General features: G+C 51.2%; 16 protein-coding genes. 14 read left to right on the top strand and 2 right to left on the bottom strand.

Annotated features, from left to right (window positions below; genetic code table 11):
• Positions 1-240: 240 nt before the first annotated feature.
• The 6 genes from KIS77_18510 (at position 241) to KIS77_18485 (ending at position 6,444) form a co-directional block, all read left to right on the top strand.
• Positions 241-1,338: a sulfotransferase gene (locus KIS77_18510; GenBank protein ID MCW5924322.1), complete on the top strand. Its 1,098-nt coding sequence runs from the start codon at positions 241-243 to the stop codon at positions 1,336-1,338.
• Between the two features lie 8 nt (positions 1,339-1,346).
• Complete coding sequence (locus KIS77_18505) at positions 1,347-2,435, top strand: fatty acid desaturase (GenBank protein ID MCW5924321.1); 1,089 nt, start codon at positions 1,347-1,349, stop codon at positions 2,433-2,435.
• Positions 2,419-3,219 (top strand): prolipoprotein diacylglyceryl transferase, encoded by an 801-nt coding sequence (locus tag KIS77_18500; protein ID MCW5924320.1) that lies wholly within the window; start codon positions 2,419-2,421, stop codon positions 3,217-3,219. Before KIS77_18505 ends, KIS77_18500 begins: the two co-directional genes overlap by 17 nt.
• Positions 3,210-4,151 (top strand): adenylyl-sulfate kinase, encoded by a 942-nt coding sequence (gene cysC, locus KIS77_18495; GenBank protein ID MCW5924319.1) that lies wholly within the window; start codon positions 3,210-3,212, stop codon positions 4,149-4,151. Before KIS77_18500 ends, cysC begins: the two co-directional genes overlap by 10 nt.
• A 282-nt stretch (positions 4,152-4,433) precedes the next feature.
• On the top strand, positions 4,434-5,906 hold the full coding sequence (locus KIS77_18490; GenBank protein MCW5924318.1) for a PKD domain-containing protein: 1,473 nt from the start codon (positions 4,434-4,436) through the stop codon (positions 5,904-5,906).
• A gap of 79 nt (positions 5,907-5,985) precedes the next feature.
• Positions 5,986-6,444, top strand: a complete 459-nt coding sequence (locus KIS77_18485; GenBank protein ID MCW5924317.1) for a hypothetical protein — start codon at positions 5,986-5,988, stop codon at positions 6,442-6,444.
• 185 nt (positions 6,445-6,629) lie between these two features.
• On the opposite strand, the gene KIS77_18480 is transcribed toward KIS77_18485, so the two are convergent.
• The gene (locus tag KIS77_18480; GenBank protein MCW5924316.1) at positions 6,630-6,791 is read right to left on the bottom strand and encodes a hypothetical protein; all 162 of its coding nucleotides are present in this window, start codon (positions 6,789-6,791) and stop codon (positions 6,630-6,632) included.
• 249 nt (positions 6,792-7,040) lie between these two features.
• Between KIS77_18480 and KIS77_18475 the strand changes: the two genes are divergently transcribed.
• The 4 genes from KIS77_18475 (at position 7,041) to KIS77_18460 (ending at position 17,929) form a co-directional block, all read left to right on the top strand.
• Entirely contained in the window at positions 7,041-11,519 is a 4,479-nt protein-coding gene (locus KIS77_18475; protein ID MCW5924315.1) for a PKD domain-containing protein, read from the top strand.
• A 433-nt stretch (positions 11,520-11,952) separates the two neighbouring features.
• The gene (locus tag KIS77_18470) at positions 11,953-13,794 is read left to right on the top strand and encodes a T9SS type A sorting domain-containing protein (GenBank protein ID MCW5924314.1); all 1,842 of its coding nucleotides are present in this window, start codon (positions 11,953-11,955) and stop codon (positions 13,792-13,794) included.
• 62 nt (positions 13,795-13,856) lie between these two features.
• Positions 13,857-17,063: a T9SS type A sorting domain-containing protein gene (locus tag KIS77_18465; protein ID MCW5924313.1), complete on the top strand. Its 3,207-nt coding sequence runs from the start codon at positions 13,857-13,859 to the stop codon at positions 17,061-17,063.
• Between the two features lie 536 nt (positions 17,064-17,599).
• Positions 17,600-17,929: a hypothetical protein gene (locus KIS77_18460; protein MCW5924312.1), complete on the top strand. Its 330-nt coding sequence runs from the start codon at positions 17,600-17,602 to the stop codon at positions 17,927-17,929.
• A gap of 3 nt (positions 17,930-17,932) precedes the next feature.
• Here the strand turns inward: KIS77_18460 and KIS77_18455 are convergent, their stop codons facing one another.
• Positions 17,933-18,754, bottom strand: a complete 822-nt coding sequence (locus KIS77_18455) for an IS5 family transposase (protein ID MCW5924311.1) — start codon at positions 18,752-18,754, stop codon at positions 17,933-17,935.
• Positions 18,755-19,258: 504 nt separating this feature from the next.
• On the opposite strand from KIS77_18455, the gene KIS77_18450 reads away from it, so the two are divergent.
• The 4 genes from KIS77_18450 (at position 19,259) to KIS77_18435 (ending at position 21,777) form a co-directional block, all read left to right on the top strand.
• Entirely contained in the window at positions 19,259-19,573 is a 315-nt protein-coding gene (locus KIS77_18450; protein MCW5924310.1) for an IS1 family transposase, read from the top strand.
• 57 nt (positions 19,574-19,630) lie between these two features.
• Positions 19,631-19,969 carry an IS1 family transposase gene (locus KIS77_18445; GenBank protein ID MCW5924309.1) on the top strand — a complete coding sequence of 113 codons (339 nt, stop codon included), beginning with the start codon at positions 19,631-19,633 and terminating at the stop codon, positions 19,967-19,969.
• Between the two features lie 130 nt (positions 19,970-20,099).
• Positions 20,100-20,957 (top strand): fumarylacetoacetate hydrolase family protein, encoded by an 858-nt coding sequence (locus KIS77_18440; protein MCW5924308.1) that lies wholly within the window; start codon positions 20,100-20,102, stop codon positions 20,955-20,957.
• Complete coding sequence (locus KIS77_18435) at positions 20,947-21,777, top strand: amidohydrolase family protein (protein ID MCW5924307.1); 831 nt, start codon at positions 20,947-20,949, stop codon at positions 21,775-21,777. Before KIS77_18440 ends, KIS77_18435 begins: the two co-directional genes overlap by 11 nt.
• Positions 21,778-21,926 lie beyond the last annotated feature (149 nt).

Here is a 21,926-nt window from a genome sequence, read left to right as displayed (position 1 = left end):
TTAGGCAGGGCAGCACACATTGAATTTTCGACAGGATTTAGCGGCGAAGCCACTTCATCTATCCTGTAAATCCCGTCAAAAACCTGTAAGCCTGTCAACCGAGTCTTATGCGCTTGGGGCTGCCTAAGTTTTTACGTAAATTCATGATTTTCCTTTCAGTTCAAAATCACTCTACGTTGGGAATAACTCAAATACAAAACGCCTATTAAAACAGCCTGAACTGTCATAAATTATGATATCATGAACCAAGCAATTATACAACCACAGGTATTGAATAAAATGCCAATAGTCGCTTCTATTGGGAAAACTCATAGAATACGCAGCCGGATACGCTTCCTGCTACGGGCGTTTATGATGATTTTCTTGGAGGCTTTTCTGTATCCTGTGCTGCGTGGCTGGGAACGATTGAAATGGCATCGAAAAGTTGCCAGCGTGACGCTGACCAACGACCCCGTGTTCATCCTCGGCCATTGGCGTAGCGGAACAACTTTTTTTCACACACTGATGGCGCAGGATGCGCAATTCGGCGTGATGACGAACGCAAAAACTTTTTTCCCCTGGTTCATGGAAGCTGGCAAAAAAAGTGTTGTCCGTGCCGTCATAGCCCGGCTTATCCCGGAAAAACGGTGGGATAACGTCGCGCTGACACCCGATAGCCCACAGGAAGAGGAGTTTGCCATAGATAGATTGTTTGGTGCCTCAGCTTACACAGGTTGGTGTCGTCCGGCCCGGCTGCGCCGTTTTTTTGAAAAATACATTCTCTTGCAATTCGAGGATGAGGCTAATCGCACCCGCTTTGGCCAACAGTACCTCTACGTGCTAAAAAAGCTAACGGCGATCTGCGGCGACCGGCAACTTCTGCTAAAAAACCCACCAAATACAGGACGGATCAGCCTGTTACTCAAACTCTTCCCTAATGCCCGGTTTATTTATTTGAGCAGGGAGCCAGCCGAGGTTTATTACTCAACAATCCGGATGCACGAACAACTCTTTGCCCGCTTTGCCACCGCGGCGTCCGATAATTTGGGTCTGCCTTTGTTCGTGTCTGATTTTTATACCCGTTTGCTCGATCGTTATGAAACTGAAAAAACGCTAATCCCACCCAACAACCTCATTGAGGTCAAATATGAGCAGTTCATCCGCCATCCGGAGCAGACGTTGGAAAACATTTACACAGCATTAAATCTGCCCGGCTTTTCAAACGCACTGCCCGCTTTCCGCGCTTTTTTGGAAACACAGAAAAACTTTCGGCCTGCGAGTTACTTGCTCACTCCCTGCGAGCGTGCTGTAACAAATCAGCTGATGAAAACGGGTAACTCCTCCTCTTCTCACTATTAAATGAACGTATGAAAACGCTAAAATATACTGGCTCGGTTTGGTGGTATCTGGCCCTGCTTTTCATGGCATGGGCGAATGCTGTGCCGCTTTATATCCTGCTTTTGATTGCAACGATCTATCCGGCAATGCGGATGGGTGAGTTCGGCGAAGCGGAATTGCGACAGGAGTTAACATTTTTTTATTCCAACCGCCGTATGCAGCAGGTGAAAATTGCATGCGCCCTGTTGTTGGTTGGGTTCAATGTGGCCCTGTACGGTTTGGTGGCCAACTGGCATTTCGATGCCTTAAATTTTATCGCTTTGTTGGTTTCGACTGCATTCAGCAACGGAACGTTCATGTTGCCGCTAGCGCACGATTTTTCTCACTCAGATTCTCTTTTTAAGCGTTGGACGGGCAATTTGATGCTCTTCACGCTTTGCCTGCCCTTTTTTAGAGCCGACCATATTTACGGTCACCACGAACTGGTTGGCACGGCAAAGGACGCAAGCAGCGCCAGGTTCGGACAACATTTTTATAGTTTCATAGGCCGGACATTTCTCCAGCGAATCCGGCGAAGCTATTCCCGCCGGAGCGATTTGCCGCCTGTTGTCAAATCTAAGATTCGGAGAAACAACTACCTGTTCACGGGCCTGCTTGCGCTTTTTGCCGCGTCGTTGTTTTTTGTTCAACCGCTACTGCTGTTGTTTTGGCTGGGCCAGAGCGTGCTGGTGTATGTCCTGTATGAACTGACGAATTATGCCCAACATTACGGTCTGCGCAGGTTGCCCGGTGAAGCCATAACAATGAAACATTCGTGGAACAGCTATTTCAAATACGACAATTACAATTCCTGGTTCCTCTTCGTGCATTCGCCCCATCATTTGGAGCGGCCGCTGCATAAAGTCGGCTTGCTTGCTGGCCCTCGTATGCCGCATTTACCGTCTAAAATGCTGCTCTTGGCGCTGATTCCCCGGGCGTGGTTTCGGCTAATGAACCCTCTGGTTTTACGCATGCAAAACCGGCCGGAGCAAGACTTGGAAATGGATGCTCCAAAAACTATGACGCATATTCACCTGCACTTTGCTCAAAATCAAAACGATTATGCTACATCAAATTGACATTTCGGACCTCCAGCTGAACTGGAATGCCATTTCTCGTAACGCAGGCGAGCTGGCGGTGTTGGTTTTTTTATTGGTGTGTTGGCGGGTCAAACTGTTGCGGGCGCATTGGCCAGCCTTCTTCCTACTGTCTGCATTTTTTGTGTTGGCCGGGCTGAGCGGCGCGCGTTTGTTCTCGCTTTTCAATATTAGCTTGAGCCGAGGCGTAGCGTTTCAGTGGGATTTGCTTTTGAAAAACCCCGGATTTGGCGCATTGCGCTGGAATGGGAGTATGCTGCTTTACGCGCTCTTTCTTCCAGTTGTGTTACTCGCCATTTCGTCTGTGAGCCGTTGGAAGAGCTTCGACCTGTTTGCGCTTTCAACCTGCCTGTTTATTGTTTTTGTCAAACTGGGTTGCCAGTTTTCGGGCGACGGTTGTTACGGCATACCGACTACACTCCCCTGGGGCATGCACTACGAATGGGGCATCCGCCCAAGCCGTCTGCCGGTACATCCCACGCCCTTGTACGACAGCTTTTTTCACCTGCTCTTTTTCGTTTACCTGCTTCGCCGTTGGAAAAGCGGCGCTCCCGACGGGCGCACGGGACTGCTCTTTTTCGTTGGGTCTGCTGGCTTTTGTTTTTTACTGGAATGCATTCGCGTCAACACGCCGGTGGCGCTGGGGCTGACGCTGGCCCAATGGACTTACCTGGCGATACTGCCGATTTGTTGGCTGACCAATCAATACCGGATTTTTTCAATGCAAACCGATCACAATCTTAAACCTGCTTTGCCATGCTACTGATCCAGTTAACCGGCCTTTCCGGCGCTGGTAAAACCACGCTTGCCCGCGCCGTACAACAACAGCTCCTCGTCCTGGGCCACAAGGTGGAGATTATTGACGGCGACGAATACCGCCGCCACCTGTGCAGCGATCTCGGATTTTCAAAAGAAGACCGTTTGGAAAACATAGCCCGTTTGGGCTTCGTCGGTCTGACCCTGGCCCGGCACGGTGTGATCGTTCTTTTATCCGCTATCAATCCGTACGAGCAATCGCGAGCGGCACTACACTTGGCCGGGTCCTTCGTAAAAACCGTGTACTTGTCCTGTCCGTTGGAAATTTTGAAAACGCGCGATGTGAAAGGACTGTACAGACGCGCCGCGCTACCCGAAAACCACCCCGAACGGCTGGAGCATTTTACAGGTGTCGATGATCCTTATGAAATTCCTGTTCATCCGGAACTCACTCTGAACACCGGGGAGGAAGTGCCGGAAAAATCTGCCCGGCGACTAACAACATTTATTTTAGATGCCCTTGTCCCGGCAAAAAATGCTACCTCAACCGAAACCCGGCCCCGCGCCTTGTTTGTCGGACGCTGGCAACCTTTTCATTTCGGGCACAAGTGGTTGATAGACCAAAAGCTGAAACAGGGCGTCCCGGTGCTGGTGGCTGTGCGCGATTTGCCGCAGGATGCCCAAAACCCGTTCACCACCGCGCAGACTATTGCCATGATCCAAAGGGTTTATGCAGGTCAACCGGTGGAGGTGATGGCGATACCGGATATAGAGAGTATCAACTACGGCCGGGGAGTCGGGTACGAGGTGAATTGTTTTATTCCCCCGGACGACATCGGTGTTATCTCAGGCACACGTATCCGCAGACAAATTCGAGCCCGGAGCGATGCATGGAAAGAACACGTGGATGGCGCCATTCATGGAGTGATTCGGGCAGGTTAGCTGGTGCAAATTCCCGAACAACCTGAAGTGTCCCGCCAGCTAATAGAATCCAGATTAAAGAAAGATAGCAGAAGGGTTTGGGATGGCTGGATTGGAAAAATAATGGTGCTGAACTTTGCCTTATCATCCTAGAAATCCCTCCAAGAAACACGTCCACTGCGACGAGCTTATAATCCAAGCTTATAGATTTTCTAAACTGCTTTTTTGGTCGCTCCGGCTTTTGAGCCGGGAAGACCCTGTATCTGCTTTGCCATAATTCGTTGACATTCAAAATTATTCATTATGCGACAACACGTTGTTTTGTTCTGCTTTATCTTATTTGCCGTAGGCATTTTGCCTGCTCAGAACGGTTGCCCAGGATGTATCATCTGCCTGCCGTCCGATTTATCGGCAGACACGATGTACCTCTCCGCAATTCCCCCAGGGGTGAAGGGTGTTCCTTATGACAAAAGCTTTTCATTCCGCTTGCCAAAAGACATGTCGGAGGTGGCACCTGCCTGGGTAGGCCCTATTACCCAAATCGAAATAATGTCCATCACGGGCTTGCCGGAATACCTGAAGTGGGAGGCCAACGACTTGGCCTACATTCCCGCTGCGTACCCAGACGGCTGTGTCAGAATTTGTGGTACGCCGGACACATCCGGTTCGTTCAACCTCGCTATTAATCTCCGGTTCAACGCAATGCTATGGGGGGTTATTCCGAACACCGGGACGTTCCAGCTTACGCGAACATTGGACATAGATCCGCCTTTTTCCATGACCAACTCGACAGGCTGCGGAAGCACGACCGTCACCTTCACCAACAACATTCCTTTTGACAGCCTGCCCGGTTTTTTATTTTTCTGGGACTTCGGCGACGGAACATTTTTCACCGGCAAAAACCCGCCTCCGCATACCTACAATGAGCCGGGTACCTACGAAGTCTGGCACAGCTTGTCGAGCGACAGTTCGGGCCACTGGATAGTCGTAAACACCAATACCCAGACGGTTACGGTTCATCCACTCCCGCTTATCCCCGATATCGTAGTCAACCCAATACCAGCCTGCATGGGGTCGAATGTTGTGTTGACCTCCTCTTATGTCTCCGGCAATCAATGGGTGATAGACAGGGATACGATTCCCGGTGCCACGGATTCTCTTTTAACGACCAACTCGAGCGGGTACTATGAAGTGCGAGTGACAGATGTCAATGGCTGCACAGCAGTATCCGAAGCGGTCTGGATAGAGTTCCTTCACTTGCCAGTAGCTGATTTTCAGATTGGTGCCATTCAGCTGGATTCATTGAGCGTAACGCTCAGCAACCAATCCTTAAACGGCCAAATCTACATCTGGCACTTCGGCGACGGGCAAACCGACACCACCGGCACCTTGCAAGATATCATGCACATCTATGCTCAATCCGGCACATATACCATCACACTGACCGTGCAAAACGAATGTGGGATGAGCATGATGGAAAAAACAGTGGGACTTGTCGGCACGGAAATGCCTGCCTGGCTCCGCGTGTTGCGGCTGTATCCGAATCCCAATAACGGGCATTTCATTCTTGAAATGAGCGGCGCGGCACCGGGTCAGGTCGAACTCGCCCTCTTCCATCCGTACGGCCACTTGGTGTATCGCCAAATAGCAGAAACCGAAGGTGATGGAGCGCTTGTACGCAAGTTCGACCTCGGCGGTCTGCCCCCCGCGCTGTACCGTCTGCATATACGAACAGGAGCAGGCGTGGCGGTCGTGAACGTATTGGTTCAACGATGACCGATGCCGCCCCTTTGCCAATAACCACCTTTTAAAAAACGAATTCATTTTACACATTCAATACTTAAATCTAACCGCTATGCAACACTTTTTGGTTTTCAAATTACTCTTTCTCGCTGCCTTGTGGACACTCTTGTCCGCTTTCTCCTGTAACAGCATCGGCATCGGCCCATGCGACCCACCGCCATCGCCCGTCAATTCCGACCTTTACGGCACTTGGGAATCTAAGGATATCAAAATTGATCAAACGCCAAGTCCATTGTACGAGATGACCTTCATTTTCTACTCTGACGGCACTTCGGACCGATGTGACCGGATACTGAAAAAAGCGGGCTTGCCCAACCCCATTGTAACAATAGGCAACACATATTCTCTGGACATCCCCGGCACCAATACCTTGACGGTCGGCGGGCTGGTGTACCAAGTCGAACTCTACGTGCCGGGCTATGAACTCATCCTCGTCTGGAATGGTCCAGTCAATCAACCTGCTGGCGGCTGGCCCGCGCCCTGGAGAGCCAAGTTCCAAAAAATATTGTAGGAAATCGCGACGCAGCGGCGGTCATGACTGCCTTTAACTGAAATAGAAAACCAATGACCCCTGCCCGGCGGCATCTGCGCGCCGCCGGGTATTTTATTGCCCCTTCCGAAGGGCTTCCGAAGAAACATTGAATGTGTTGCGGACTACTGTGCCGGCCAACGGCTTATAACCGCTCCAACCGTCAATCACCTGCTATTTTCAAACCAAAAGCACTGGATATGAAATATCATTTTTTGATTTACCACACGCCCCCTTTTTTTGCCAATACCTGCTTTAAACAATTGTTCCTGATAGCCTTTTGGGCCTGTTTGCCTGGCATAGGGGTCAATAATGGCATGCGCCTTCATGTTTTCAACAGCGAAAAGGGTGTAGAACAAACCGCCAATTCAGGCTTGAAAACGACTGCACATACAATTGCCGCTGCAACGCCGCCGGTCGCGGCATTTACCAAAGTGCTGCAAGTTCCATTTAATGGCTGCACGCCGTCAACTGTAGTATTTAAGGACGACTCCGAACCTCCGGGAAGTATTGACTGGTGGTATTGGGAATTCCCAGGCGGCACGCCCTCATACTCGCAACTTCAAAACCCTCCTTTAGTGACCTACAATAACCCCGGCTCTTATCTCGTGACCCTGTCAGTTGGCAATGCCTTCGGCGAAGATTCCTTTGAAACCCTCGTTACGGTATATGGTTCACCATTGGTTGACTTCACCACGTTTAATTTAGGAGGCAAAACGGTTGAGTTCAGCAACCTTTCCCAATATGGAACAACATACCAATGGGATTTTGGCGATGGCTCAGGCTCCACAACCCCCAGCCCGACGCATACCTATGCTTCCAACGGCACCTACACAGTGACTCTTACGGTCACCAATGCTTGCGGCAGTAACGAGTCTTATCGAATGGTGACGGTTGGCACCTTGTCGCCGAAAGTGCTCTATGTCAACCATGCCGCAACGGGTGCAAACAATGGTGCCTCTTGGCTGGATGCCTTCGTCGCCCTACAGGATGCCATTGATTCCGCGACGGCGGGCGACGAGGTTTGGGTGGCACGCGGCGTTTATAAGCCCTCCAAAACGCACGACGGCACAACCAATCGGGACAGGACATTTTTCATAAACAAAGACATCGCCATTTACGGCGGTTTCAAGGGGGATGAGAGCGCCTTGTTGGAGCGAGATATTGACAACAATGCGACTATCCTGAGTGGAGACATTGACGACAACGATGTTAACATAGACGGTAACTTCATTGCTGAACGCACCACCGACTTAGTTGGCGACAACGTGTATCATGTCGTTTGGATTGAGGCAGTAAGTAATATTATGCGGCTTGACGGTTTTTCCATCACGGCGGGGATGGCAACCGATTTTCACTTTGGCGGAGGGATTCACAACAATGGCTACGGTAGTATCAACGGCTCCAATCCCGATATCGCCAACTGTATTTTTTCCGGGAACTTGGCAGATGCTGGCGGAGCATTGGCCAATTTTCATGACGGCAACGCTGTGCTGACCGACTGCATTTTTTTCGGGAATTTAGCAATTGATGGTGGAGCTATGCTCAATTTCAACAATAGCAACCTTGTGTTGAATAATTGCATTTTTTACAATAATGCCTCAAGTGCGCGGGGCGGGGCAATACAAAACGTCGATATGAGCAGTTTGGTGCTGGTCAACTGCACCCTGTTTGGAAATACGGCGTTAGAAAACGGTGGAGCATTATACAACTGGAGCGGTAACGCCGTTCTGACTAACTGCATTTTATGGGGAAACACCTCGATTGGCGACGGGCCTGTTTTTTATGTTAACAATGCGGCCACTGTCACGTTAAGATATTCCTTGGTAGATGCAACCGATTGCGCCGCGCTAAATGCGGGAAATGGAACGGGTATTTGTGCCGACAGCATGATTTACAACCAGTACCCATTGTTCGTGGATACCGCCAACGGCGACCTGCGCCTGTCTCCAACTTCCCCCGCCATAGATAAGGGCGACAACAATGCCGTGGTCGCAGTTACCGATTTGAAAGGCAATCCGCGCATCTTCAACGGAAGGGTGGACTTGGGCGCTTACGAGTTACAGGCAAGCTGCTTTTCCGGCACTATCCTGTACGTCAAATCGGATGCCACGGGAGCCAACGATGGCACTTCCTGGGAAAACGCATTTCCGAATTTCCAAGCCGCGCTGGACATGGCCAACAGCGGCATCTGTCCGGATATTCAGGAAATCTGGATTGCCGCTGGTACTTACCTGCCCACAGCGGATACTACTGGCAATCCTAATCCCGCCAATCCCAGGGAAAAAACCTTTTACCTGCGCGACCACAGCATCAAAATTTATGGCGGCTTTGCCGGAACGGAAACGGCACTCTCCGACCGGGATACGTCCGGCAATACGACCGTTCTCAGCGGCGACATCGGCATGCCGGGCAACATGAATGACAACGCCTACCACGTCATGCACCTGCGAAACCTGTCTGCGCAGACCGTGCTCGACGGTTTTACCATTTCGGGCGGTCGGGCCAATGGAACTGTTTTTCCAGCAAGTGCCGGCGGCGGGATTTTCAATGAAAATGCGGATATCGGTATCGCCAACTGTACGTTTATTGCCAATTCGGCCAACTTGGGCGGCGGAGTTTGCAATAGCAACAGTAGTCCCTTGCTGACTGGGTGCCGCTTTTTAGAAAATTCAGCAATTGGCGCCAACGCGGCCGGAGGCGCGATGTTCAGCCATCAAGACAGCGACCCCAAGGTGGGGAATTGCTACTTCGCCGACAATTTTTCGGCACAAAGCGGCGGTGCCATGTTCAATTCAGGCACCGACTGCAACCCGGTGCTGACCAATACCATTTTTATAAACAACTCGGCCAATTGGTACGGCGGGGCAGTGAACAATAACAACGGCAGCAGCCCCACAGTGACCAATTGCCTCTTTTTCTACAATTCCGCCGATGCCGGCGGGGCAATGTACAACAGTGGCGCGGGAAGTCCCTTGCTTATCAATTGCACGTTTTCCTGGAATTCGGCAAGCGGGAACGGCGGGGCGATGTACAGTGCAAATAACAACAATCCGGTACTGAAAAATTGCATTTTGTGGGAAAACACCGCTCCCGCCGGCCCGGTTTTTTTCAGTGAAACAAGTGCCAACAAGGTTACGATAAGTTATTCGCTGGCGGATGCAGCAAGCTGCGACGCGCTGAGTGCAGGCAATGGCACGGTGGATTGCTCGGGCGGCGGTATGCTCTACAACAAGGACCCGAAATTCATGGATGCCGTCAACTTCGACCTGCGCTTGCACCCAAGCTCGCCAGCCATTGACAAAGGCGACAATAATGCCGTTCCATCAGGTGTAGTCGTCGATCTGGATGGTAATAACCGTATTTTCAATAATACGGTGGACATGGGGCCGTACGAATCGCAGGTGCCGCCTCAGTCCGACACACTCTTGCTCATCGTCGGCAACGTATCAGGGCCAGTTGGGACATTGCTCCACATACCAGTGACAACCGAAAATTTCAACGACATTCATGGCATCCAAGGCACCGCGCGTATTGCCTTGCCGGACCAGTTCAGATTCGAAGGTGTCGAAGCGGCAGCTCTGACCTTGTTCGCCCCGACGCTCACACCCGGACAGGATGCTATGAGCCTAACTTGGTCATCGCCAATAGGTCTCACCTTGCCTGATGGAGATACGTTGTTCTATCTGATAGTGCGCATCGAAGGCCAGCCCGACGAATGCAAGACGCTGTCTATCAATAGCTCGATTTGGCTGATGAAGGCGTACAAAGACGCTTTTACCGCCATCCCGGTAAAGGCAGAGAGTGGCTCGGCATGCATCCTGAGCAATGTTCAGGTAAGCGGGAAAGTAGTTTATGAAGATGGTTCGGCAGCGCAAGATATACCACTAACGCTCATGTCCAGCCAATCAGGGGCATCGAACATTACTGCATATACGAATGCCGCTGGAACTTATTTTTTCAATAATTTGCCCGGAGGCTACACTTACACCGTGCGTCCCGCTCCCAAAACCAATACCATTGACCCAGATTGTGTTGACATAGGCGATGCCATCTTTTTGAATGGGTTGTTGGCTGGCTCGATACTGTATTCCGAATTTATCAAAATAGCCAGCGATATCAACGGCGACGGTATTGTGAATACAGCCGACTTAATGGTACTCCAAACACTCGGCGCATTTCAGCCAGCTTGGCGTTTTGTTGCGGTGAACGACGTTTTTCTTCCCCAGCCCGACCCCTTTGTTCCCGATTATAAGGAAGCATATAATCTGCCTGATTTGGTAATAGACATAGCGGACCGCGATTTCGTAGCCATTGAAATCGGCAATATCAATGGGGAGTGTACTCCGGGAAACAAAATGATGACCTCCGGCAACCTCGCCTTCCTTTTTGAAAAAGAATGCCGCCAAGGCGAAAACCTCGTGTTCTATCACCTGAAAGCCCGGAACTGGCAAGATATCGCGGCTTTTCAAGTGGCGCTTTCCTTCGATACTCGACAATTGGAGTTCCTGCGCTTGTTGTCTGGCTGCCTGGACGAATGGGAGCAAGGCATTCTGTCGCAACCACAGGTTCGGGAGGGCGTGCTGCCATTGCTCTGGTTCGCCTCCGACCCGACGACGGCCTGCCATTCTGTCGAGGACGGGACGATTTTGCTCAGTTTAGTTTTTCGAGTGCGGCAAGACAACTGCCCTGTGTCGTGCGAGTTGAGTGTCGCCGAGGAGGATATTTTGCCGAGAACCTACGATTTGGCGATGGAGAGCATGAGCATCCGTGTGCCTGCCGCCCCAGCCGGCTCAGACGCACCCCGGCTGTTGCAGAATCGGCCCAACCCATTCGATTCCGAGACTGTGATACCTGTCTTCCTGCCTGTGAACACACCTAATGCTGAAATTCGCATAACGGATATGCTTGGACGGGAAATCGCTCGGATTCCAATAAATGGATTTGGTGAAATACTGATACCGTTTCGTCCCGAAAAATTGGCTACGGGGGTATATTTCTGCTCGCTGTTTGTTGACGGAAAAGTGACTGATTCACGCAGGATGTTAGTGCAATAGCAGCGCAGTTGTCTCTTGAACCGGTGTCGTGGCAGGTAGCGGCACCGGTTCTGTTTCTGATTCTTTCATTTTTCAATTCTTCGAATCATGACCATCATTCCGGCTTGCAATTACGACAATTTGAACTGTAACCCCTTGGCGGGCAGTTCCAACATATTTACTAGCACATTTGATGCAGACAGCAACATTTTGTGAGCAAGGCGTATAGGGGGGCGCTGCTTGACTCGGCACTCTCTCCTTTTCTGGCGACTCAGGTGTTTTCCCGAACTGACATTATCGAACTCTTCTCCAACCTTTTTCCAACCATAACCTCCAACCTAATTCCAACCCGAAATACTGCTTGGATATGAGTGGGAAAATGAAATCTTTGTCTGTACGATTGACCCTGTATCGCCACACGACCATTTGTTTTCACTTTTTAAAAAGCATAGCCATGAAACACTCTGCTTTATTGCCCGCCCCACTTCGCCACCAACACTTGTTAGAGCCAGAAAAAGATGGGCAATTGTGCCGGGCAAATAAAACGACCGACCCAATTCTTTCATGGCGCCCTTGCATGGCTTTTTGTGCAGGTGGACTGGCGTTCGCCTTGTTGATGCCTCCTTTTATTCGAGCGCAGGACGTGACCCTTGAATGGGCAAAACAGATGGGCGGCACACTTGACGACGAAGGCTGGTATATTGCCGTAGATGCATTTGGCAATGTTTACACAACAGGCCATTTTCAGGGTACCGTAGATTTTGATCCCGGCCCGGATAAGTTCAACCTGACTGCGGCAGGGGGCAATGATATCTATGTCTCCAAATCAGCCCCCGATGGCAATTTTATATGGGCAAAGCGAATGGGGGGCGTTTCAGATGACAGGGGGCTTTCGCTCGCCGTGGCCGCATCGGGCAATGTTTACGTTACCGGAAGATTTATAGGTCTGGCCGATTTTGACCCCGGCCCGGATACGTTCAACCTTGTTTCGGTGGGTAGCTCCGACATCTTTATCAGCGCATTGGACGCAGACGGCAACTTATTGTGGGCCAAACGAATAGGGGGAGCTGCCGATGATAGGGCGCTTTCCATCGCCGTGACTTCATCAGGCAATGTTTATACTACCGGGTGGTTTTCCGGCACAGTTGATTTTGACCCAGACCCATTTGACATATTCAACCTGACATCGGCTGGCAGCTCCGACATATTTATCAGCAAATTGGACGATGCTGGCAATTTTGTCTGGGCTAAACGAATAGGCGGGAATGCCGTTGACATCGGTTATTTTATTACGGTTGATGCGTCGGGGGATGTATTCACTACCGGGGTGTTTCGGAACACAGTAGATTTTGACCCAGGGCCTGAGGTATACAACCTGACTTCGGCAGGCAATGCAGACATATTTTTAAGCAAATTAGACCCCGACGGCAATTTTGTGTGGGCAAAACGTATGGGAGGATTGTTTTTCGATGGCGGTTACTCCATCGGCTTTGATGCTTTGGGAAATATCTATACCACAGGAGAATTCCAATTCACAGCCGATTTTGACCCAGGGTCGGATGTATATAGCCTGACTTCTGCCGGCAGCTATGATATTTTCGTCAGCAAATTAGACCCGGACGGCAACTTTGTGTGGGCAAAACGAATGGGCGGTACCTTAGGCGACCTCGGCTATGCTGCAACCGTTGATGCGATGGGCAATGTATATGTCACGGGGTCCTTCCAAGGCACAGCCGATTTTGACCCGGGGCCGGATGTGTATAGTCTGACTTCAGCAGGGAATTATGATGTTTTTATTTGCAAGCTGGACTCCGACGGTAATTTCTCATGGGCCGAACGAATCGGCGGAAGCGGATGGGATGATGGCCTTTTCATCGCAATAGATGCTGCGGGTAGTATTCATATCGTGGGCGTATTTCAGGCCACGTTAGATTTTGACCCCGATTTATTGGCAACGCACAACCTTACTTCGGCAGGCGGATGGGACATCTTTATCCTCAAACTAAACCAATCCTCGGTCGGAACTTCCATCCCTCAATTCTTCGAGGCCCTCAATGTCTATCCCAACCCCGCCGGCGATTATTTTACCCTGCACATGAAAGGCGAACCACAACAGACCGTGCAAGTCGAACTGTTCGGCAGCACGGGACAGGTTATTTTCAGGGAAACACTGGATTTCCAAGCCGGGTCGGCCCTGAAAAACTATTCGTGTCGTGACCTACCACCGGGGTTCTACCTGCTCCACGTTCGAACGGCGGCAGGCACAGCCGTGGTGAAGGTAGCGGTGCAGCGATGAGAAAACTGCCCCAACCCGCTCAAAATCACTTGGTTCCATTTTCACGAAAAGCACAGTCAAACATGAAACGCCAACTTCCTCATTATTTGCTTATCACCTGCTTATCCTTCCTATTGCTTCACCCGGCATGGGGGCAAGGATGGGAGCGGACTTATGAGCAAACAGGCAAAGCCAACATAGTATCCGTGGTCCAGACCGCCGACGGAGGGTATGTCGCCACAGGCAGCGTTGAAAGCCCTACCAACAACACCGATATTTTTTTGATGAAAACCGATGCCGAGGGCAACAAACTTTGGCTGCACAACTATGGCGGAGCAGGTCAGGATTCGGCGTGGGTTATCTTGCTCGCCGACGACGGGGGCTATATCGTTGTCGGCACCACCACCAGTTTTGGGCAGGGAGGGCAAGATGTATATGTCCTAAAAACCAATCCCCGAGGCGACATAATCTGGGAAAGGACGTATGGCGGAAGCCAGAACGACGGCGACGGACTGCTCGCAGCCATCACAACTTCGGATGGTGGCTTTGCGATTGGCACCGTCACTCGTTCCTCCGATGGCGATGTGGTCGGTCACAACGGCAGCTCGGATATCTGGCTGTTGCGTTTGGATTCGGAAGGGGGCATCACCGGAAGTTGGTGCTATGGAGGCACGGAGGCCGACTACATGGGGAGAAGGGGGTTGCTACAGACCCCGGATGGCGGTTTTATATTAAGCGGTGGCATAGCTTGCGGTTTCCTGCTGTACACCCCTATCTGCGATGCCGTCCATATCATAAAAACAGATGCCGACGGAGCCGTGGAGTGGTCTAACAGCTACACGGGCGGCTATGATTTTGCTACCGTGTATGGCGGCATGCTTGCCACAGCCGATGACGGGTTTGTGGTGGCGTGCTGGGTGGACACGCTTTTGAACGGCATACCGGAACACAACGAAATCGGGTTGCTAAAAATCAATGCGTCAGGGGATTTGCAGTGGTTCAAGAATTATGAAATCTCTCCGGGAGCAGTGGTCAGTCTCCCATTGGACATAATCGAGACCAAAAACAACGAGTTGGTCGTTTCGTGTCTGGTATTTCCAACTCCCGATGGCTGGCTATTAAAAACTGATGGGGGAGGCGAATTTCTTGCCCAAAAAAATGTGGGCGGCGCGTTTGAAACCTACTTATGGAGTGTTTCGCAGACCGCTGACGACGGTTTCATTGTCGGAGGGTTCACGAAAAGGGGGGCCGCCGAGATTGCTTATCTCGTCAAAACAGACTCCCTCTTCAACTCCTTCACCAACTCACTCTCCGGCATCCTTTTCCGCGACGAGGGCAACTGCCTTTACGACGGTGCCGAGCCACCCTTGAAACAATGGCTCATAAAAGTTGAAAAAGCCAATCAGGCTTATTACACCGTCACGGACACCATGGGCCGCTTTTCCACGCTCGTGGATACAGGCACCTATGTTTTAAGTGTCCAATCGCCTAACGCCCTCTGGATACCCTGCGGCACGGTTCAGGTGAACTTTGGCCAGTTTTTCCAAACGGTGGATACTGCCATTGGTGTGCTCACGCCCATCTTATGCCCTGTAATGGTTGTGGATATTGGCACCCCTCTTTTGAGGCGCTGTTTCGACAACTTTTACAATATCAGTTATTGCAACGAAGGCACGGCTGTGGCCGACAGCGCCCATGTCTATCTTGCCTTCGACACCTTTCTCGACGTGGACACCTCCACGTTGCCGGGTCAGTGGGAACACATAGGCGGCAATATCTTCCTCGTAGAATTGGGCGACGTGCCGCCGCAGCATTGCGGCTCTTTCTCCGTGAAAGTCACGGTCAACTGTGATAGTACCATAATTGGTGAGCGGAAATGCGCAAGGGCGCACATCTTACCAGACTCCCCATGCCTACCTTCCCTCAATTGGGACGAATCCGATATCGTCGTCACAGCCACCTGCACAGGCGATACGGTGCTGTTCACTATAAAAAACACAGGCACTGGTGATATGCAAGTGCCTGCAGAGTTCATTATCATTGAAGAAACAGTGCTCTACTTTCGAGGAGAGTTCCGATTGAATGCTGGGGCTGACACTATCTTTCTTGTGGAAAATGCGAATAACCAAACATGGCGTTTGGAAGCACTACAACATCCAGAGCATCCTTACAGCGAAATTGCATCGGCTACCATAGAGGGCTGCCCTGAAAACACAAATTTCAGTTTCCTTCTTCAATACCCACAAGACGAATCCCGGCCACACACCGCCGTGGACTGCCACCCTATCGTGGGTTCGTGGGACCCCAACGACAAGCAAACCTTCCCGGAGGGCTTGGGCGATGAACACACCATCCGCGACAACACACCGCTGAAATACCTCATTCGCTTCCAGAACACCGGCACCGACACGGCATTTCGCGTCGTGATACGCGACACCCTCTCGCCGTTCCTCGACATGGCAAGCGTACGGCCCGGCGCGTCGAGCCACCCGTACTTGTTTGAAATAGTGCAGGGCAACGTGCTGAAATTCATCTTCGACGACATCATGCTGCCCGACAGCAACACGAACGAAGTCGCTTCACACGGGTTCGTGCAGTTTTCGGTTCGTCAAACAACCACACCTTCCAACCCGCCCGGCACACGGATAGAAAACTCGGCGGCTATTTATTTCGACTACAACGCACCTGAATTGACGAACATAGTGTTTCACACCGTCGCTGAACCAAGCACTATAACTTTTAGCGATACGATTTGCAACCCGGGAGAGCCGAATAAGCTGTCGGCGGATACGAGCCAGTTTTCTTACTTCGAGGTCATTCACGAGATTTTTAAATCGGGAACACTGCACCATACCCTTGACACCCTTGTTTGCATGGGAGTTACGATTTTTGGATTTGTGGTTGATTCTTCAACCCTATACATAGAGCATACCCTGTTATCGGTGAACGGATGCGATAGTATTTTGGCTATCCATGTTTACATCTTGCCAGCTGCCGAATGTATCGTCTCGATACAAACACCCGCCTTTGTCCCGCACTTCCAACTGTACCCCAACCCGACTACGGGCGACCTTACGCTGCGCCTCGCACCTGAGGTGCGGGAGCAAATTTTGTCCATCGAAATCCGCGACGCAATGGGGCAGCTTCGGCAGGTGTGGGAGCCCCCATTCGTTGGCAACAATACTGCTTTGATTGCACTGCCCGTGTCAGGGCTTTCGACTGGTGTGCACTTCCTCACCGTTCGCAGCCAAAACGGTGCTTGGACAGGAATATTTGTAAAACTAAACTAAATGAAAATGATATGAACAGACTCCTCTCCCAGGGCAAACGCATCAAAATACAACCGACCTCGAAGAGGTTTGACATGGCTAGAAATGGTGTGTTTTTGTGATAATTATCACGACCTCAGAGAGGTTAAATGTCTATCGCAGCAAACAGGTCACCAACATTCGACCCCGCCGGAGTCGTAAACACCGCGAAAATGGGGCGTTTCTACCAACATTTGACCTTTCCGAGGTTTGTGCCATTTTGATGCGTTTGCCCTAGACCCCTCTCCCTCTCCCTCCCCCTCGCGGATTTTGTATTGACTGTGCTTTTTCCATTGCCTTGCGTTCGCGCATGGCTTGAGGGGGGGGTTTTTCTTTTCCATATTTCGCAGGGTACTCGCATCCCATTTGGCGGAACCAAGAGATATAATAGATGTATCATGAGGCTACCAGTGTTCAATGAAGTTTGCGTTTCACAAGGAAAATTGTTCGCTTTGCAAGTAATAATTTCGAAAAAGGAGCAAAATACAGATTTTTGAGACAACAAAATTCAAAATGCCATGAGATTATTTTTCACGACATTGCTATATGCCTTATTGCTGCAAAGCCTATCCGCTCAACAGTCTGCTTGGTCGGCAAACGAATGGGCTAAAGGTTTAGCCCGTGTCGAACGTCTGAAAGACAATCACGAACGATTGCCCAAGAGCTTGTACGAGGAGATAAAAATGTTGGACAGCATCCTCAATGAAATTTGTGAAAAGAAGATAATTGAACCGCCAATGCGATGCGAACACGCCCGGAGCAAATTGAGCTTCATCCGAAATCAACTGAACAAGATGGCTTTGTTGCATGAACCCCCTCGCGAAGCCGGCTTCCCTTTCCCCGTTTAAGGATCAGGCGACTTTTGCAGCCTTCGGCGCGGCGATTTGAATAAATCGGTTCAATACAGCCGCTTTGATGGCGGCCTCAGTTTTTTGGTTTTCGATCTTTCGGGCATACATATCTTCGCCCAGAATAGTTTTCCAACGGAAAAAGGCATTTTCACTGATGCTTCGGCGGTGGTAGCCCGATTGCGCTTTCCAGCCCTTTCGGTTGGCCTCCACTCCGCCCTGGTCGATGATATCCAAGGCTTGGTTCCGAGGGTGATCCGTGGGCAGGCCCTCTTTGTCCAACTGGTATGCGGCGTTTTCCCGGGGCGGTATGATCGGCTCGATCTCGGCCTCCACCAATATGTCCCAGCACTCGTAGGTGTCACAGGCCCCGTCGGCACCCAGTTTGCCGATGTCAACTCCCTGCTCAAAGGTGTCTGCCACCAGTTGGCCCAGCATGGCGGCATCGTCGGTCTTGTTGTCGGTGAGTACTGCGGCCGTGATTTCTCCCGTGCCTTCGTCAACGCCCAAGTGGATTTTTCGCCATGTGCGCCGCTTGGACCTCCCGTGCTTGCGCACCTTCCATTCGCATTCCCCATAGATTTTCAACCCGCTGGAATTCACCACCAGATGGATCGCCTCGCCCTGCCGAAGCGCCCGCCGGATGCGCAAGGGGACTTGAGGCCCTGCCTGTCGACGGCATATCTGCGTGTACGACGGAACCCGAAGGTCTGCCCCCATCAGTTCCAATACCGAGCCGGCAAAGCCCTCCAACTGCCGAAAGGCCAGATGGAAGACCGACTTCAGGCTCAAAAGCAGCACGATGCAGTCCGACGGGTAAACCATTTGCCCCCCCCCGTTTGGCGGGCCCACTGTGGTACCAACTTTTCGACACCTGCTCATAAAGCCACAGCATCAGGCTCCCGCGCTGCTTCAGCCCGCGTTGTACTCCGACCAGTTCGTGATTTTTTAGCGGTCTTTGGGCTTGCGTTGGTTCGTTAAAGCGTCTATCTTTGACATGAGCCGGGAAGTGCGTTTTGGTTTCGCAACTCAAAGTTACACTTGCCGGCTCAATTTCTACCAACCTGCACCTGGGAAAGGGGATTCATGCAACAAAGCCGTTCTTCGAAAAACTCCACCTCTACAAAGATGAACTTGACTCTCTTATCTCTTTTAAGTTTTAGCGACTCGGCAAGCCTGTCGTCGCATGAACCGCTTTGTTCATAAGCACTCTGGAGCGACTATAATTGCTAAACAAGACAGTTGGACAACAGCGAACAAAGATTTAAGCGATGTCAATAAAAAAATCTTGGTAGTGGAAATACTTAACTGACAATGTAATTTTGCGCCATGATAACAGAAGTTCGTCGTTGTCACCGCTGCGAAAGCAGCAACATCGTCAAAAACGGGAAAAACCGCTCCGGCACCCAAACCTACAAGTGCAAAGATTGTGGTTGCTGCCGGGTATTGGACAGCAAGCAGCCCAGCAGGAACATAGACCCCGAACTGGTGGAGCGTGCCTACCAAGAGCGGCAAAGCCTTCGAGGCACGGGGCGCTTGTTGAATGTCTCGCATCGGACGGTACTCAACTGGTTAAAAAAAAAGCGCGGCAACTCTCCCCTTTCAAAAACACCATTGAGGAAGGACAAGCCGACGACCAGTTAGAGGCGGACGAACTGTTCACTTACATCGCCCTGAAAATCAATCAAGTACGGGTCTGGATTGTTCAGTGCTAGAACAAGGCAGATACTCTCCTTTTTCATTGGCGACGGCTCGGTGGGGGCGTGCAAGCGACTTTGGCGCAAACTCCCCCACGAGTACCAAAAATGTCTGAGTTTCAGCGATTTTTGGACGACGTATCAATGTTTGCCCAGCGAGACACACCTCATGGTCGGCAAAGAGACCGGACTGACCAACCATGTCGAAAGGCTGAACAACACCTTGCGCCAGCGTATCAGCCGACTCGTCCGAAAAACCCTCTCTTTCTCCAAAAAGGAGTATATGCTCAATCTGCACTTCAAACGCTTCGCATACCACTACAACTTAAATGTCATCGGTTAAATATTTCCACTACCGTTTATCTTAATACGGCGTAAGTCTTTTAGCCACAAAGGCACAACGATTTTTTTGAATCAAAACTTGGTGTCTTCGTGCCCTTGTGGCACATAAATTTACCAAACAATTGAAAGTCATGAAATTGCTCCGTTTCGGAAATGTCGGAAAAGAAAAGCCCGCCCTGCAAATGCCCGACGGCAGCAGGCTCGACGTGTCGGCGTTTGGAGAAGATTACAACGAAAATTTTTTCGGAAATGACGGCCTGATTCGTTTGCAAAAATGGCTGGAAACCAACGCCTCGCGCTGTCCCGCCGTGCCTGCCGAAGCGAGAATTGGCGCTTGCGTCGCTCGGCCTTCCAAAATTGTCTGCATCGGCCTCAACTACGCGCAACACGCCGCCGAAACCAACGTGCCGCTGCCCTCCGAGCCGATATTGTTTTTCAAATCCACGACCGCCCTGTGCGGCCCTTACGACAACTTGATTATCCCGAAAAATTCGGAAAAAACAGATTGGGAAGTCGAACTCGCGGTCGTCATTGGCAAAAAAGCCGCCTACGTTGCGGAGGCCGAGGCGATGGATTTCGTAGCTGGATATGCCTTGCACAACGACTATTCCGAGCGCACCTTCCAACTCGAACGTGGCGGCCAATGGGTGAAGGGCAAAAGCGCCGACACCTTCGCGCCGCTCGGCCCGTTTTTGGCGACAAAAGACGAGATTCCTGACCCACACAACCTGCGCCTCTGGCTGTGCCTCAACGGCGAACTCATGCAGGACTCAAACACTGACGACATGGTTTTCAAAATCCCTTTTCTCGTCCATTACATCAGCCAATTTATGACCCTGCTGCCCGGCGATGTTATTTCCACAGGGACACCGTTTGGCGTGGGGCTTGGGCTGCAACCGCCTCGCTATCTGAAAGTTGGCGACGTGGTGGAGTTGGGAATTGACCACTTGGGGACGCAAAAACAAATCGCCGTCGCCTATGAAAATTGACGCACACCAACATTTCTGGCAGTACGACTCCGAACGCTACGGCTGGATTTCGGAGGAAATGCGCCGCATCCGGCGTGACTTTATGCCGGAAGATTTGCAGCCAGTTTTGGCCGCCAACGGCATGGACGGCGCGGTACTCGTGCAAGTACACCAAGAGGAGGCGGAAAACGTTTTTTTTCTCTCGCTGGCAGCCCGACATTCGTTTATCAAAGGCATTGTCGGCTGGGTTGATTTTCAGGCGGACGACATTGATGAGCGGTTGGACTATTGGTCGTCGTTCCCGGCGCTCAAAGGCTTTCGTCACATTGTGCAAGCGGAGGCGGACGAGGATTTTTTACTGCAAAAAAATTTCCGGCGCGGCATCGAGGCATTGAGCAAAACGCGATTCGCCTACGATATTTTGGTCGTGCACAGGCAACTCCCCGCCGTCATAAAATTTGTGCAACAGCATCCGAATCAACGGTTTGTGCTCGACCACCTCGGAAAGCCTGACATCAGGGGAGGCTTGCTCGAACCCTGGGCGACGCACATTCGCGCCTTAGGTCAATTTGAAAATGTCTTTTGCAAAATATCGGGCATGGTGACAGAAGCCGACTGGGGGAACTGGTCTGCCGAAACGTTCAAGCTCTACTTGGACACGGTGACGGAAGCCTTCGGCACGGAGCGGCTGATGTTCGGCTCCGACTGGCCGGTTTGCCTCGTGACAGGGGAGTATGAGCAAGTCAAGTCGTTGGCGGACGATTATTTCGCAGCCTTTTCATCGAAAGAAGAAGCGGCGATTTGGGGGGGGAATGCGGTGGGGTTTTATCAACTTTTCTGACCCCCAGGGCAAACGCATCAAAATGGCACAAACCTCAGAGAGGTAAAATGTTGGTAGAAACGCCCCATTTTAGCGGTGTTTACGACCCCAGTGGGGGCGAATGTCGGTGACCTGTTTGCTGCGATGGAACATTTGACCTCTCCGAGGTC

The sequence above is a fragment of the Saprospiraceae bacterium genome (genome assembly GCA_026129545.1).
In the GTDB taxonomy this organism is placed as follows: Bacteria; Bacteroidota; Bacteroidia; order Chitinophagales; family Saprospiraceae; genus M3007.
This window is presented reverse-complemented; position numbering and strand designations above follow the sequence as displayed.

Coding starts and splice junctions, on each gene's coding strand:
- KIS77_18490 (MCW5924318.1), top strand. CDS start 4,434: ATGCGACAACACGTTGTTTTGTTCTGCTTTATCTTATTTGCCGTAGGC.
- KIS77_18510 (MCW5924322.1), top strand. CDS start 241: ATGAACCAAGCAATTATACAACCACAGGTATTGAATAAAATGCCAATA.
- KIS77_18455 (MCW5924311.1), bottom strand. CDS start 18,754: ATGGTTTACCCGTCGGACTGCATCGTGCTGCTTTTGAGCCTGAAGTCG.
- KIS77_18435 (MCW5924307.1), top strand. CDS start 20,947: ATGAAAATTGACGCACACCAACATTTCTGGCAGTACGACTCCGAACGC.
- KIS77_18500 (MCW5924320.1), top strand. CDS start 2,419: ATGCTACATCAAATTGACATTTCGGACCTCCAGCTGAACTGGAATGCC.
- KIS77_18485 (MCW5924317.1), top strand. CDS start 5,986: ATGCAACACTTTTTGGTTTTCAAATTACTCTTTCTCGCTGCCTTGTGG.
- KIS77_18465 (MCW5924313.1), top strand. CDS start 13,857: ATGAAACGCCAACTTCCTCATTATTTGCTTATCACCTGCTTATCCTTC.
- KIS77_18505 (MCW5924321.1), top strand. CDS start 1,347: ATGAAAACGCTAAAATATACTGGCTCGGTTTGGTGGTATCTGGCCCTG.
- KIS77_18480 (MCW5924316.1), bottom strand. CDS start 6,791: ATGAAGGCGCATGCCATTATTGACCCCTATGCCAGGCAAACAGGCCCA.
- KIS77_18460 (MCW5924312.1), top strand. CDS start 17,600: ATGAGATTATTTTTCACGACATTGCTATATGCCTTATTGCTGCAAAGC.
- KIS77_18440 (MCW5924308.1), top strand. CDS start 20,100: ATGAAATTGCTCCGTTTCGGAAATGTCGGAAAAGAAAAGCCCGCCCTG.
- KIS77_18470 (MCW5924314.1), top strand. CDS start 11,953: ATGAAACACTCTGCTTTATTGCCCGCCCCACTTCGCCACCAACACTTG.
- cysC (MCW5924319.1), top strand. CDS start 3,210: ATGCTACTGATCCAGTTAACCGGCCTTTCCGGCGCTGGTAAAACCACG.
- KIS77_18450 (MCW5924310.1), top strand. CDS start 19,259: ATGATAACAGAAGTTCGTCGTTGTCACCGCTGCGAAAGCAGCAACATC.